General features: G+C 65.8%; 12 protein-coding genes and 1 riboswitch. Of the genes, 8 read left to right on the top strand and 4 right to left on the bottom strand.

Annotated features, from left to right (window positions below):
- Together ACODS4_RS17515 and ACODS4_RS17510 are read right to left on the bottom strand one after the other, a co-directional pair.
- Nucleotides 1–1,233 (bottom strand): efflux RND transporter periplasmic adaptor subunit, encoded by a 1,233-nt coding sequence (locus ACODS4_RS17515; RefSeq protein WP_488865892.1) that lies wholly within the window; start codon nt 1,231–1,233, stop codon nt 1–3.
- 2 nt (nt 1,234–1,235) lie between these two features.
- Entirely contained in the window at nt 1,236–1,970 is a 735-nt protein-coding gene (locus ACODS4_RS17510) for a TetR/AcrR family transcriptional regulator (RefSeq protein ID WP_488865890.1), read from the bottom strand.
- Between the two features lie 279 nt (nt 1,971–2,249).
- Here ACODS4_RS17510 and ACODS4_RS17505 point away from each other — a divergent pair, with 279 nt between their 5' ends.
- The 3 genes from ACODS4_RS17505 (at nt 2,250) to ACODS4_RS17495 (ending at nt 5,843) form a co-directional block, all read left to right on the top strand.
- A complete protein-coding gene (locus ACODS4_RS17505) occupies nt 2,250–3,437 on the top strand; it encodes a urate hydroxylase PuuD (protein WP_488865888.1) in 1,188 nt (395 codons plus the stop codon).
- A 33-nt stretch (nt 3,438–3,470) separates the two neighbouring features.
- Nucleotides 3,471–4,832, top strand: a complete 1,362-nt coding sequence (gene guaD / locus ACODS4_RS17500; RefSeq protein ID WP_488865886.1) for a guanine deaminase — start codon at nt 3,471–3,473, stop codon at nt 4,830–4,832.
- A 226-nt stretch (nt 4,833–5,058) separates the two neighbouring features.
- A riboswitch (yybP-ykoY riboswitch) is annotated at nt 5,059–5,180 on the top strand.
- A 126-nt stretch (nt 5,181–5,306) separates the two neighbouring features.
- Nucleotides 5,307–5,843, top strand: coding sequence for a manganese efflux pump MntP (locus ACODS4_RS17495; protein ID WP_488866073.1), 537 nt, complete (start codon nt 5,307–5,309; stop codon nt 5,841–5,843).
- A gap of 70 nt (nt 5,844–5,913) precedes the next feature.
- Here ACODS4_RS17495 and ACODS4_RS17490 read toward each other — a convergent pair whose 3' ends face one another.
- Together ACODS4_RS17490 and ACODS4_RS17485 are read right to left on the bottom strand one after the other, a co-directional pair.
- Complete coding sequence (locus ACODS4_RS17490) at nt 5,914–9,039, bottom strand: efflux RND transporter permease subunit (RefSeq protein ID WP_488865884.1); 3,126 nt, start codon at nt 9,037–9,039, stop codon at nt 5,914–5,916.
- Complete coding sequence (locus tag ACODS4_RS17485) at nt 9,036–10,151, bottom strand: efflux RND transporter periplasmic adaptor subunit (RefSeq protein WP_488865882.1); 1,116 nt, start codon at nt 10,149–10,151, stop codon at nt 9,036–9,038. The genes ACODS4_RS17490 and ACODS4_RS17485 overlap by 4 nt, the downstream gene beginning before the upstream one ends.
- Nucleotides 10,152–10,246: 95 nt before the next feature.
- Here ACODS4_RS17485 and ACODS4_RS17480 point away from each other — a divergent pair, with 95 nt between their 5' ends.
- From ACODS4_RS17480 to ACODS4_RS17460, 5 genes are all read left to right on the top strand, one after another.
- Nucleotides 10,247–10,924 carry a TetR/AcrR family transcriptional regulator gene (locus ACODS4_RS17480; RefSeq protein WP_488865880.1) on the top strand — a complete coding sequence of 226 codons (678 nt, stop codon included), beginning with the start codon at nt 10,247–10,249 and terminating at the stop codon, nt 10,922–10,924.
- A gap of 83 nt (nt 10,925–11,007) precedes the next feature.
- On the top strand, nt 11,008–11,559 hold the full coding sequence (locus ACODS4_RS17475) for a helix-turn-helix domain-containing protein (protein ID WP_488865878.1): 552 nt from the start codon (nt 11,008–11,010) through the stop codon (nt 11,557–11,559).
- 197 nt (nt 11,560–11,756) lie between these two features.
- Nucleotides 11,757–12,272 (top strand): hypothetical protein, encoded by a 516-nt coding sequence (locus tag ACODS4_RS17470; RefSeq protein WP_488865876.1) that lies wholly within the window; start codon nt 11,757–11,759, stop codon nt 12,270–12,272.
- Between the two features lie 69 nt (nt 12,273–12,341).
- Nucleotides 12,342–13,703, top strand: coding sequence for a type VI secretion system baseplate subunit TssK (gene tssK / locus ACODS4_RS17465; RefSeq protein ID WP_488865874.1), 1,362 nt, complete (start codon nt 12,342–12,344; stop codon nt 13,701–13,703).
- A 26-nt stretch (nt 13,704–13,729) separates the two neighbouring features.
- Nucleotides 13,730–14,566, top strand: a complete 837-nt coding sequence (locus ACODS4_RS17460) for a DotU family type IV/VI secretion system protein (protein WP_488865872.1) — start codon at nt 13,730–13,732, stop codon at nt 14,564–14,566.

Here is a 14,566-nt window from a genome sequence, read left to right as displayed (position 1 = left end):
TCAATTTTGCGGCAGGGACGACGGCGCGGTCAGCGCCTGGCTGTCCGACACCGTGATCGCCGCGCCGTTCGACAGCTTCAACTGTCCCGACACGACGACGCGGTCGCCCGGCTTCAACCCGTCGCGGATCTCCACCCGGTTTTGCGTGCGGTCGCCGACCTTCACCGGGTGGCGTTGAACCACCAACTGTTCCTTGCCGTCGGGCGTTTTTTCAGTCACGGCGACGAAGACGGAATCGCCATACACCGTGTAATCGATGGCGGTTTCCGGCACCGTCAGCGTGTTGTCCTGCGGCGGCAGCACGACGCGGACGTTGGCGAACATGCCCGGGCGCAACGCCCGCTCGCGATTGTCGAGCGTCGCCTGGACCTTGACCGCGCGGGTGTCGGCGCTGACCTGAGGTTCGATCGTGCTGATCGTCGCCTCGAAATCGCGACCGGGCAGCGGATCGGCGTTCAGCAGCAGTTTCTGCCCAATGGACAGCTTGGGCAACGCCTGTTCCGGCAGGGAGAAATTGACGTAAAGATGTTTGAGGTCCGTCAAGGTCACGATGGTGGCGCCCGCCGTCACATAGTCGCCGACGTTGATCTGACGAATGCCAAGCTCGCCGTCGAACGGCGCCTTGATGAGCTTTTGCCCAATCAACGCCTGGGTGCGCTTCATGTTGGCGTTGATCTCGTCAAGCTGGGCCTGATACTGGTCGACGTTGCTTTGCGGCGTCGCTTGGCTGCGGCGCAGATCGCGGTAACGCTCCAGATTCAGTTCGGCCAGACGGGCTTGCGCGCGCTGGGCGAGTTGGTCGGCCTGCTCGGTCGAATCGTTCATCTGCACCAGCGGGTCGCCGGTCTTGACCGAAGCCCCCGACTCGAACGGAATCTGCATGACCCGCCCGGCGACCTCTGGGGCCACCGTCACCTGACGCGCGGCGACCAAGGTGCCGATGGCGGTCAAATATTTCGGCACCGATTGGACCGTCGCCGGCGCCAGGGAGACCGGGGTGGGCGGCGGTTTGTTGTTGGCGAAGAAATCGGCGATGGCCTTGGCGCGGAAGCTGTTGAAACCGTAGAGCGCGCCCCCCAGCAGGACGAGCACGATCAAGGTGATGACCAGCCGCACGGCCAGGGCGCCGCGCCGGACCGGCGGGCGTTCGCCAGGACCGCCCGTCGCATGGCCCGGAGAGGCCGCCGGATGGCCGAACGACGTTTCGGTCTTGGGGGAATTGTCGAAGGTCACGGTCAGTTGCTCCGAATCAGATCGGTTTGGTCGGGTGTTGCGCCAGGCGCGCACATGGGATCGAAAGGCACGAAAGGGAAGCGGGAATTTTTTTCCTGCGCGGCAATGGCGTCGTCGCGCAACCCAAGCCCGCGCAGGATGAACCAGATGGTTTGCCGCGCCAAGTCCATCCGGTCGCCGTTGTAGGGAACGAGTGGACGACCTGACAGGCAAACGGACGCCAACCCCAAGCTCAGATGGTCGGCCAACCACAGGCCGTTTTCCGCGACGACCGGCCCGTCGGTCAGATCGCCAGCGGCGGCGGCGGCCTTCACGGCGGCGGTGAAGGTTGGCATGAAGCGTTCCTGCAAACCGTCATAGACCTGCCGCATGAACTCCCCATCCTCCAGCAGGCTGAGCATGGTCAGACGATGGCGGGTCCGTTCTTCGGCGTCGTCAGGCAACTCGACGACGAAATGCCGAACCAACCCCTGAATCATCTGAACCAGCGCGGCGGTGGAGGCGGGCAGGGCGACCAGCCGGGCGTATTCGGGATCCTCGTCGATGCAGGTGAGGAAGATCGCCTCATACAGCGAGGCCTTGGAGGGGAAATGTTTGAAGATCAACGCCTCCGACACCCCGGCGGCCTGGGCGATCTCTTTCGTTGTTGTCGCGGCGAAACCCTTGCGGGCGAACAACGGCAGGGCGCTGTCGAGAATCGCCTTGCGGCGGTTGGCGCTGGTGAGACGGGGGGCCATGGATTGAGTCGCCGTTCAAGATTTGGCACAAGTAAGCACTTACTTACTAACTTGGAAGGAGGTTTACCGCAGCAACCAAGCGCTGTCCAGGGTCTTTTCGCGGCTGGTTGGTTCGACGGAGCGGCGGCGAGGATCCTGCGCGCCATTCTTCGTCATTCTTTGAAGCTGTTGGAAACGCAGGCCCGGTTTCCCATGGGGCGGAAAAGCCCGTACTCTGCTGACAGGAAGACCCGCCAACCCGTTCCGACCCAACCCGTTCCGAATAGGAGAGCGCGCGCGATGGAACCCATCCTGTGGGAGTGGATCAACACGATGGCGCGGTGGCTGCATGTCATCACCGCCGTCGCCTGGATCGGATCGTCCTTTTACTTCATCCATCTCGACGCCTCGCTGAAGCGGCGGGAGGGCGCGCCGCCCGGCACGGCGGGGGACGCCTGGCAAATCCACGGCGGCGGCTTTTATCATATGACCAAATACATGGTCGTCCCGCCCCACATGCCCGACGATTTGACCTGGTTCAAATGGGAATCCTACGCCACCTGGATGAGCGGCTTCTTCTTGATGGTCGTGCTTTATTACCGGGGGGCCGATCTGTTTTTGATCGACCAGGATGTGTTGGCGCTGGCCCCTTGGCAGGCCATCGGCGTCAGCGCCGGGATGTTGGCGCTGGGTTGGCTCGCCTATGACCGGATGTGCAAGTCACGGCTTGGCCGCAACGATGTGGCGCTCGCCGCGACGGGCTTCGTCCTGCTGGTGGCGACGGCTTGGGCGATGACGCGGGTGTTCAGCGGGCGCGGGGCGATGCTGCAAATGGGCGCGCTGATGGGCACCATGATGGCGGCGAACGTCTTCATGCTCATCATCCCCAACCAGCGCAAGACGGTCGCCGCCCTGATGCGCGGAGAGGCGGCGGACCCGGCGCTCGGCAAACAGGCCAAGCAGCGCTCGCTGCACAACAATTATCTGACGCTGCCGGTCATCTTCCTGATGATCTCCAACCATTACCCGCTGGTGACGTCCACCCGGTACAATTGGGTGATCGTCGCCCTGGTGCTGGTGGTCGGCGCGGCGGTCCGCCATTTCTTCAACAGCCAGCACGCGGGCAAACCGTCGCCCTGGTGGACCTGGGGCGTCGCCGTCGCCGGGATGTTGATCGCCGTCTGGCTCAGCGGTTTCGGCCCGGAGAAATCGGTCAAGGTCGGCGCGCTGCCCGTCACCACGGCGCAGGTCGAGGAGATCGTGCTGTCCCGGTGCAGCATGTGCCACGCCGAAACCCCGGTGTGGGACGGCATCGCCGCGCCGCCGCGCGGGGTGGTTCTCGACACACCCGCCGCGATCCGCCGCCACGCCGAACAAATCCGCGTCCAGGCGGGTTTGAGCCGCGCCATGCCGCCCGCCAACGTCACCGGCGTCACCCCCGACGAACGCGCCGTTCTGGCCGCGTGGTCGGGCGCCGCCGCCCGCTGATCGCTTTGGGATTTTCGCCTTGGGACTTTTGCCGTGAACGCCACCGACCGCTCGCCCGCTCCGCCCCGTTTCGCCGCCCTGCGCGGACGTCTGCTCAGCTTCCGGCGCGCGCCGACGGGGCCGGGGGACGCCGACAGTCATGATTTTATCCCTGACGGGCTGTTGCTGATCGCCGATGGCCGCATCCAAGCCGTCGGGGCCTACGCCGATGTGAAAGACCAAATCCCGGCGGGGGCGGCGGTCGATCATCATCCTGACGGCTTGATTCTGCCCGGCTTCATCGACACCCACATCCATTTCCCGCAAACCCAGGTCATCGCCTCCTACGGCGCGCAACTGTTGGATTGGTTGGAAAAATACACCTTCATCGAGGAGCAGAAATACGCCGACCCGGCCCACGCCGCCGCCGGAGCGCGCTTCTTTCTGGACGAGCTGCTGCGCAATGGCACGACCACGGCGGCGGCCTATGGCTCGGTGCATCCGCAATCGGTGGACGCCCTGTTCGCCGAGGCCGAACGGCGCGGCGCCGGTCTGATCGCCGGAAAGGTGATGATGGACCGCCACGCCCCCGCCGCCCTGACCGACAGCGCGGAACGCGGCTACGCCGACAGCAAGGCGCTGATCGAACGCTGGCACCGGCGCGGGCGGCAGCGTTACGCGGTGACGCCGCGCTTCGCCATCACCTCGACCGAGGCGCAGTTGGAGGCGGCGGGCGCGCTGTTGCGCGAGCATCCCGGCGTTCACATGCAAACCCATCTGTCGGAGAACCTTGACGAGATCGCCACCGTCCGCCGCCTGTTCCCGACCGCGCGCGACTACACCGACGTGTACGACCGTTTCGGCCTGCTCGGCCCGACCTCGCTGTTCGGCCATTGCATCCATCTGTCGGAGGATGAGATGCGCCGCCTGTCCGAAAGCGGCTCGGTCGCCGTCTTCTGTCCAACCTCCAACCTGTTCATCGGCAGCGGGCTGTTCGACCGGGCGGCGCTGTCGCGGGCGGATCGCCCGGTGCGGCAGGCTTTGGCCACCGACGTCGGCGGCGGCACCAGCTATTCCATGCTGCGCACGGCGGGGGAGGCTTACAAGGTCTTGCAGATGCGCGGACAAAATCTGTCGGCCCTCGCCGCCTTCGATCTGATGACGCGCGGCAACGCGGCGGCGCTGGGCATGGATGATGAGATCGGGACGCTGGAGCCGGGGCGCTGGGCCGATCTGGTCGTGCTCGACGCGCGGGCGACGCCCGCTATGCGACATCGCATGAACGCCATCGACGGCGATCTGGAGGAGGAGCTGTTCGTCCTGATGACCTTGGGCGATGACCGGGCCGTCGCCCGCACCTATCTGCGCGGCGAAAAGGCTTACGACCGCACGGCGTCAGAGGATTGTCCTGATTGATTGGCAGGGCAATCGGGTGAAGGCTTGAAATTCCTTCATTAGGAAATTCGTCATCCCCGCGAAGGCGGGGATCCAGAGTTCGCAGAGAGAATCTGACCGAAAAGCCTGGATCCCCGCCTTCGCGGGGATGACGGAAAATCCTCTATACAGGTTTATAGCCCTTCACCCGATTGTCCTGATTGATCGGTCAAAAGGGTTGACCAATCCCCCCACAGTCTGTAGGACTTCCCCCGTCATTGGGGAGTAGCCACCCTCCGGCAACGGTGAGGGGTTCGCGTCAACAGACTTGGCCGGTTCGGCGTTCGCCGCAACCGCCATGGCGCGCACAGTGGCCCTGCGGGGCCGACCAGGCGAGACCAGTGGTTCAGACCGCTCCGCAAGGCCAGCCGGAGTCCGTCTGAATCCACTGCGATTCGACTGGCCGAGGATTTTCGTGTGATTGGCACCTCCCTGGCGCTCGCCTTCAGCCTGTCGATGGATTCTTTCGCCGCCGCCCTTGGGCGCGGGGCCTGCCTGCGCCGTCCCGGTCTGCCCGAAGCGGTGAAGGTCGGCGTGGCCTTTGGCGTCTGCCAATTCGCCATGCCGCTGTTCGGCTGGTCGGTTGGCGTCGCCTTCGCCAATCTGGTCGAGGCGGTCGATCACTGGATCGCCTTCGCCCTGTTGCTGGCGGTGGGCGGGGCGATGATCCGCAACGCCTTTGGCGATGACGATGACGCCGAGGATTGCGGCCCGCCCGCCCGCAGCGCGCGCGCCGAATGGTTGGCGTTGATGACCACGGCGGTCGCCACCAGCATCGACGCGGCGGCGGTGGGCGCGGGGCTGGCGCTGGTCGATGTCGATATGGTCACAACGTCGCTGTTGATCGGCGCCGTCACCTTCGGCGTCGCTTTTGGCGGCGTGCTGATCGGTCGAGCGGCGGGGAATCGGATGGGCCGTTGGGCGGAACTGGCGGGCGGTCTGACCTTGATCGGCATCGGCGCCAAGATCCTGTTCGACCACACCATGGGCTGAGGGATTCTTGCAAACGGGTTCTGGACCGGCCTTGCGGGCAAGGTCGGTCCAGAACCCGCAGCGTGTCCGATCAATCTCCCATCGCCCCGTTCGGCACCGCGCCGCCCATGCCTTGCTCCTCCTCCGCCGTTTCCCGTTCGGCGCGCGGCACGCGGAACCACGCGGCGTAGAGCGCGGGGAGGAAGAAGATGGTCAGGACGGTGGCCCCCGCCAAACCGCCCATGATGGCGACGGCCATCGGCCCCCAGAAGACGCTCTGGGTCAGCGGGATCATGGCGAGGATGGCGGCGGCGGCGGTCAGCACGATGGGGCGGGCGCGGCGGACGGTCGCCTCGATGATGCTGTCCCACCGGGATTTGCCGCTGCGGATGTCCTGCTCGATCTGATCGACCAGAATGACCGAGTTGCGCATGATGATGCCCGCCAGCGCGATGACGCCCAGCATGGCGACGAAGCCGAAGGGCAGGTTGAACAGCAGCAGCGACGCCGTCACCCCGATCAACCCCAACGGCGCGGTCAGCAGAACCAGGAAGACGCGCGAGAAGCTTTGCAGTTGCAGCATCAGGGTCGTCACCATGATGAGCAGCATCAGCGGCATCATTGCGTTGATCGAATCCTGGCCCTTGGCGCTTTCTTCGATGGCGCCGCCCATGGCGATGGCGTAGCCGTCGGGCAGGGTGGCGCGCAGGGCGTCCAGCTCGGCGTTCAACTGGGTGCTGACCACCGGGGCTTGCAAGCCGCCGGTGACGTCGCCCTTGATCGTCATCGTCGTTTCGCGGGACCGCCGCCACAGCACCGGCTCTTCCAACTCATAACGCACGCTGGCGATCTGGCTGAGCGGCACGGCGGTGTTGCGGCTGGTGCGGACGTTCAATTCGCCCAGGCGGGACAGGTCCGCGCGCTCTTCCGGCGTGGTGCGCAGCATGACGCCGATCAACTCCGTGCCCTCGCGGTACTGGGTGACGGTCATGCCGTTCAGCAGCAGTTGCAGGGCGTTGGACAGATCCTGTTTGGTCACGCCCAGCGCGCGGGCCTTGGCGGTGTCCACCTCCAGCCGGACGCGCTTGGACAGCTCGTCCCAATCCAGATGGACGTTGGCGGTGTGCGGATGCGCGCGCATGGTGTCGCGCACCTGATAGGCGATCTTGCGGATGACCGCCGGATCGTCGCCGGTGACGCGGAACTGCACCGGATAGCCGACGGGCGGGCCGTTTTCCAAGCGGCTGATGCGAACGCGGGCGGCGGGGTAATCGGCCTCAAGCGTCGGCTCCAGCCGGTTCATGAAGACCTCGCGCTCCTTCAGCCCCTTGGTCATCACCATGAACTGGGCGAAGTTGGCGGTCTGCAATTGCTGGTCGAGCGGCAGGTAGAAGCGGGGGGAGCCGCCGCCGGTGTAGGCGACCCAGTAATCGACGTCGGGATCCTTGGCCAACACCGCTTCCAGCTTGCGCACCTCCGCCGAGGTCGCCTCGAAGGAGGAGCCTTCGGCCAGACGAACGTCGATCAGCAATTCGGGGCGGCTGGCGCTGGGGAAGAATTGCTGCTGGACATGGCCGAAGCCGACCAGCGCGGTGGCGAAGGCCGCCATCGTCACGCCGATGGTCAGCCAGCGCGCCCGCACGCAGGCGGCGATCATCCCGCGCAGGATGCGGTAGCCGCGCGTGTCGTAGATCTCCAGCTCATGGCCTTCGGCGATGACGTGCTTGGGCTTGGGCAGCAGCAGCCAGCCCAGATAGGGGGTGAAGATCACCGCGACGATCCAGGACAGCATCAGCGACAGCCCGACCACCCAAAAGATCGAGTTGGTGTATTCGCCCGCCGCCGAGGCGGCGAAACCGACCGGCACGAAGCCCGCCGCCGTCACGATGGTGCCGCTGAGCATGGGAAAAGCGGTGGATTCATAGGCGAAGGCCCCGGCCTTCAGCCGGTCCCAGCCCTGTTCCATCTTCACCACCATCATCTCCACCGCGATGATGGCGTCGTCCACCAGCAGCCCCAGCGCGATGATGAGCGCGCCCAGGGAAATGCGCTGCAAGTCGATGTGCAGAATCTGCATGGCGACCAGCGTCATCGCCAGCACCAGCGGCACGGCCAGCGCGACGACGATGCCGGTGCGCCAACCCAAGCTGACCAGACTGACCAGAATCACGATGGCCAGCGCCTCGGCCAGCGATTCCATGAATTCGCCGACCGAATGTTCGACGACGCGCGGTTGGTCGGCGATCTGCGCCACCTCCAGCCCGGCGGGCAGTTCCGCCTTGATGGACTCCATGGCGTGGTCGAGCTGTTCGCCCAGCCGCAGCACGTTGCCGCCCTTGGCCATCACCACGCCCAACCCGATGGCGTCGTGGCCCTTGTAGCGCAGGGTGTAGCGGCGCGGTTCGACATAGCCGCGCTTGACCTCGGCGACGTCGCCGATGGTCAGCATGCGCCCGTTCATCTCCACCGGAATGGCGCGCACCGCCTCGGCGGTGTCCAGGCCCATATCGACGCGAACGAAGACGCGCTGCGACCCGGTGTCCACGTCGCCCGCCGCCGCCACCGCGTTTTCCCGCTGAAGCGCCTGGATCACCGAATCCACCGGCAGGCCGAAGCTGGCGAGCCGCTGGCTGGAGATCTCGACATAGACGCGCTCTTCCTGCGGGGCGATGGCCTCGACCTTTTCGACGCCCGGCAGCTTGAGCAGGCGGACACGAGCCTGATCGGCGACCTTCTTCAATTGCGCGGGCGTGAAATCATCGCCCATGAAGGCGTAGATGGCGGAATAGACGTCGCCGAACTCGTCGTTGAAAAACGGCCCCTGAACCCCGTCGGGCAGGGTGTAACGGATGTCGCCGATTTTCTTGCGCACCTGATACCACAGGTCCGGCACCATCTTCGGCGGGGTGTAGTCCTTCAACTGAACGAAGATGACCGACTCGCCGGGCTTGGAGTAGCTGCGCGTCAGGTCGTAATAGGGCACCTCCTCCAGCTTCTTTTCGATGCGGTCGGTGACGAACTGTTCGACCTCGCGCGCGGTGGCGCCCGGCCATTGGGTTTGGACGATCATCACCTTGAAGGTGAAGGACGGATCCTCCGCCCGACCCAAATTCTTGTAGGCCAGCGCCCCCGCCAGCACGCTGGCCAGCATCATGAACAGCACGAGCGTGCGGTGGGCCAGCGCCCAGGCCGACAGATTGCCCCGGTGGTGATTCATCGCGTCGGCTCCGTCCAGGCGCGGACCTTCTGCCCGGCGTCGAGTTTGTGAACACCGGCGGTGACGACGCGTTCGCCGTTCTTCAGGCCGCTGGCGACGATGGCGAAATCCCCGGCGTAGGCGGCGACGGCGACCGGGCGCAGTTCCAGCGTGTCGGCAGGGGCGCCGACCACCCAGACGGCGGGCTTCTGGTCGCGTTGCGTCAAGGCGCTGATCGGCAGACGGGCGATCATGTCGCCCCGATCCAGCTTGGCGGTCAGGGTGGCGGTCATGCCCAATTGGACGCCGGGGGGCGGATCGGCCAACGCGATCTTGGCCTGGAAGGTGCGGGTGTTGACGTCGGCGGTCGGCGAGATTTCGCGCAGGCTTCCGGCGATGGCGCTGCCCGGCTGCGACCAGAGTTCAACCGACAGGACCCGCTTGGACAAGGTGGCGAGCTGCTGTTCGGGGATGTTGGCGACCGCCTCCACCTCGCCCAGCTTGGCGACGCGCAAGGCGGTCTGGCCCTGGGACACCACTTGGCCCGGTTCCACCAAAGTCGCGGTGACGACCCCGGCGGCGTCGGCGACCAGCGTGGCGTAGCGCGAGGCGTTGTTCAGCACGCGCAATTGCGCCTCGACCTCGCGGATGCGGGATTCGGCCTTGTCCAGCGTGGTCTTGCGGCGGTCATACTCTTGCCGGGTCGTCCATTCGCCTTGGCGCAGCGTGGCGTAACGGGCGAAATCGTCGCGCGCGTTGGCGGCGTCGGACTGGGCCGAGGCCAATTGCGCTTGCGACGCCTTGATCTGCAAGTCAAGATCGGTGGGGTCGAGCTTGGCCAGAACCATGCCGGGTTCGACGCGCGATCCCACCTCCACCAGCCGGGCGATGACCTTGCCGCCGACGCGGAAGCCGACGTCGGCCTCGACATGCGGGCGGATCACGGCGGGGTAACGCACGCTGTCGGTCGCCGGTTCCAAGGCCACGGTGGCGACCCGCACCGGGCGGGCCTGGGTTTCCGGTTGGGTGGCCGATTGGCTTTCGTTGCAGCCGCTCAAGCTTGCGGCGAGCAGAAGCGCGCCAACCGCCGCCGTCATTCCGCGCCCGATGATCCGCATGCGCCGACTGGTCATCACCTTTGCTCCCGCTGAACTAGACTGGACTGTACCGTACTGATAGACTCCTACGCCTGAGACACCCCTTCGTCAAGAGTGAACGGTACAGTTCAGTGCAGTCCAACGCAGCCCCGACGCCCATCGTCGCCGATCCGAAGACCACGCAGATTCTTGACGCCGCGCGCGACGTCTTTCTGGAGTTGGGGTACGCCGCCGCCACGATGGATCTGGTGGCGCAGCGGGCGCGCGTGTCCAAAACCACCCTTTACACCCGCTTTCCCTCTAAAGAAGACCTTTACACGGCGACGATCTCCAACGAGTGCGAGCGGCATGGCATGCGCTTCGCGCCTGAATCGTTCGACGGTCTGCCGTTGCGCGACGTTCTGATCCAGGTGGGCGGGCGCTTTGTCGAGCTGATCTGGTCGGAGCCGGCCATTCGTGTCCACCAATCGGTGATGGGGGAGTCGCTGCGGGTGCCCGAAGCCGCCCGACTGTTTTTCAAAGCCGGGCCGGAGCGGGCGACGGCGGCGTTGGTCGCCCTGTTCGAGCGGTTGGCCCAGCGCGGCCTGATCGACGTTGAGGATCCGGCCTTTGCGGCGGGGCAGTTTCTGGTGACGATGCAGGGCGGTCCCTATTGCGCGCTGGCCGTGAGTTTGGCGCCGCCGCCGTCGGCGGAGGAGCGAAACCAGTTCGTCGTCAAAGCGGTCGATCTGTTCATTCGGGGGGTCGCCCCGCCGAATGGCAAAAAGACCCGCAAGTGGTCCTTTTGCCCGATGAGCAAATCACGCTAGACTGTCAGCCGGTTGAAGCGTGACGTTGCGTTCCGCCCGCTCAGGCGGCGGACCGAAGACAAGCGGCGACGGAGGGGGCGGGAATGCAACGGGGCGACGGCGGTTACATGCGGGTCGTTGCCGGAATGCCCGACGCCAGCGAGCGGCTGCCGCCCAGCGCCGGACGCCGCCTGAAAGAGGAGGAGCGTCGCGCTTTGGTGGAGCGGCTGCGCCAGCAGGGCTGGAGCTATCGCCGCATTTCCGACGAGTTGAACATCAGTTACGCCACGGTGTCGCGCTGGCTCGATGGACCGGAAGCCGCCTCGCCGCCGTTGACGCCTTTGCCCCTCCGCTTGAGCGTCGTCACGGAGTCGGGAGCGTCGGCCTCCCGTCGTTCCGTCGCGCCGTCTCCGCCCGCGTCGGCTCTTCCCGTTGTGGTCGAGTCGCCGTCGCCGCTGTTGGAGCATCTTGTCGCTCAGAACCGTTTGCTGCTGCATCGGGTGGATCAACTCGTGACCGCCGAGGCCGCCCGCAAACAGGCGATGGATGACCTTGAGTTGCGTCTCGTCGCCAACATCGAGGAGCAGCACAAGAAATTGGGCGAGCGGCTGTTGGATTCCATCAAGTCCTTGTTGCGCAAGTTTTCTCGCGGTTGACCGATTGCGTCTTTCGGTGGCGGCGCGGGGTGGGCGCGGCGAATCGGGGCAAACTCCCGGGTGAAATTCTCCGCGTTAAAAATTGGCGGCGCCCATGGACTCTTCGCCGTTTCTTCCCTAGCCTTGGCTTCCGGGTTGGACGTGATCCAGCGGTGGCGGGTTCAACGATGGCCCAGGATTTGGGGGAGGGGTGCTTGGTGGTCCACGCCGTATTCCGACAGGCGCCCCGGCGCGGCGGCGGTTCGTTCCTGGCTTCGGCAATGGGGGCGACGCTGGGTTCCGCTGTCGCGACCTCGCTGCTGCTTGCCGGATGCTCGACGTCGGATCCCCGGATCAAGACCGAGACCATCGCCTTTGAGGTCGCGCCCAACGCCAACGCCGACAACGCCGTCGCGGTCGATCTGGTGCTGGTTTATGAGACGCCGTTGTTGGCCTCCTTCACAGATTTGGCCTCGACCGCCTGGTTTCGCAACCGTGACCAGTTGAAGCTCGCCAATCCGACCGGGATCGAGGTTCACTCTTTCGAGGTCATGCCCGGACAGAAGGGGCCGCGCTACAGCGTCAGCGGACGCGGCGAGGAAGCCGTCGGCGCTTTCCTGTTCGCCAGCTACGAGACGCCAGGACCGCACCGTGCGCGGATTGACGGTTTGCCCGACGTGTTGCTGCGGTTGGGGGAAAAGGATTTTTCCGTGGCGGCGCCCCCGCCCTCTTAAGCGCGCTTTCTCGATCCGTCCCCGCCGCGCGCCATTCCTTAAAATACGCATCAAAACAACCGAGACGGCATGAGCCAACCATCCCCCGATCCGATCCAGTGGTACGAGGGCATGCTGCTGACCCCGCAGCATTTCCAGCAATCCTGGCTGCGTCAGGACGCCGTGCTGCACTATCACTTGGCGCGGTTGTCGCCGTTCCACTACGGGGTGGGCCGCCTGAAGGTGGATCCGGCGATGCTGGTGGTCGGCGTGTTCCGCGTGCTGGCGCTGGAAGCGGTGCTGCCCGATGGGTTGGTGGTCTCTCACCCCAGCGATGGCGCGGGGGATCTTCAAATCAGTTTGGTCGGCCATGCCGACCAGTTGAAAGAGGCGCCGGCCACCATTCACCTCGTTGTGCCGGTCTATAAGCCCGGCGCGGCGGCGGGCGGCGAGTTGGCGCGTTTCCGGTCGGTCGATGGCGCGCCGGTGGTCGATGAGAACACCGGCGACAACGAACAGGCGATGCCCCGCCTGCGGCCCCGTCTGTCGCTGCTGATCGGCGACGAGGTTCCGCAGAAATACACGGCTCTTCCCATCGCCCGAGTCGCCTATCAGAACGAAGCCTTTCAGTTGACCGAGTATCAGCCCCCCTGTTTCGCGGCGGGAACCGACTCGGCGCTGACCGACGCCGGGCGGTCGCTGGCCAAGCGGCTGCGCGAAAAGGCCTCTTTCCTGGCGGGGCGCTTGCGGGCGCCGGGCGGCGCGATGCAGCCGTCGATGTTGGCCGACGCTCGCCACGCCGTGCAGTGCATGGTCGCCGGATTGCCGCCGTTGGAGGCGCTGTTGGGCGCCGGGCCGCTTCATCCGTTCGCGCTGCATAGGGCGTTGTGCGTGGTGGCCGGGCATGTCTCGACCCTGGGGCCGGGGCTGTTGCCGCCGCTGTTCGACCGCTACGATCACGCCGATCCGTTGGGATCGCTGCGCCCGGTGATTGAGTTCATCGAACGGATGATCGACACGGTCAGCGAAAGCTACGCCACCATTCGTTTCGCCGCCGACGAGGCCGGTTTCCGGTTGAGGATCGAAACGGCGTGGTTGGAGGGAACGACGGGGCTGCTGGTCGGTCTGCGGCTGGCCCCCGGCCAGACCGAGGCCGAGGCCGAATCCTGGATGAGCGACAGTTTGATCGCCTCGGCGGGAATCATGGGCGTTTTGCGGGAACGCCGCCTGCGCGGAGCCGTGCGGGGCCGGGTGGAGCGTGACGACCGGCTGGAGGTGACGCCCGAACGCGGCGTCCTGCTGTTCCGCATCACCGCCGACCCGTCCTTCATCGAGCCGGGGCAGGTTCTGGAAATCGCCAATCCTGGTGAACGCCAGGGCGTGCGACGCCCAGCGGAGATCGCTTTGTTCGTCGCGCCGCCGGGCAGCCGCCCGGCGGGCGGCCCGACCTGACCAGAAGACGGAAGGGGAGAGCCGCCGTGGACACGCCGACGCAAGGCCGGGACGACATCGATGGTCCGGAGCCGGGAACGGCCATCGCGTCGTTGCTGATGGGCAATCGCGGCGGCGACACGTTGCTGGCGCAGTTCGGCGATTTTTTTGCGGAGCTTCTGCGGTTGAAATACGCGCTGTCCGCTGGCCGTCTGGGTGGCGCGGAAGGGCTGAGTCCGGTTGATCTGGCCGGTCTGGTCCACCAGCGCCTGCGCATGATGTTGGAGGCGCAGGCCGTGCGCGCCCGCCATTGGGGCGGCGCCTTTGGCGAGGCGCTGTATCACGAGGCGCAATATGTCATGGCGGCGTTGGCCGACGAAACCATGCTGCTGCGCGTCAATTGGGACGGGCGGATGATCTGGCAGGATCGTCTGCTGGAAACCGCTTTGTTCGGCACGCGGGTCGCCGGGGAACGGGTGTTCGAGCGGTTGGACGCCTTGCTGGCCGATGGGCCGCGCGCCTCCTCCGATCTGGCGACCATCTATCTGGTGGCGCTGGCGCTGGGATTTCGCGGGCGTTGTTGGCGGGGGGAGGATGATGTCCAACTGGCCAGCTACCGCACCGCGTTGTCCCGCATCATCGCGCGCGAGGATCCCGGCGTCGCCCGTGAAGGCGGCCATCTGTTCGAGCAGGCTTACAGCAACGTCATCGAACGGGGGCGGGCGGTGCGCCTGCCGCATCTGCGTCCCTGGTACATGGTGATGGGCGTTGTTTTTCTTCTGTTCCTGGTCAGCAGCCACGCCTTGTGGATTTCGATGACGGCCGATCTCAACGACGCCCTTCTGCGCATTGAGCAGGCGGGCCATGACGTTCCAGGGGGCTGA

The sequence above is a fragment of the Azospirillum sp. FG154 genome (assembly GCF_057809575.1).
This window is presented reverse-complemented; position numbering and strand designations above follow the sequence as displayed.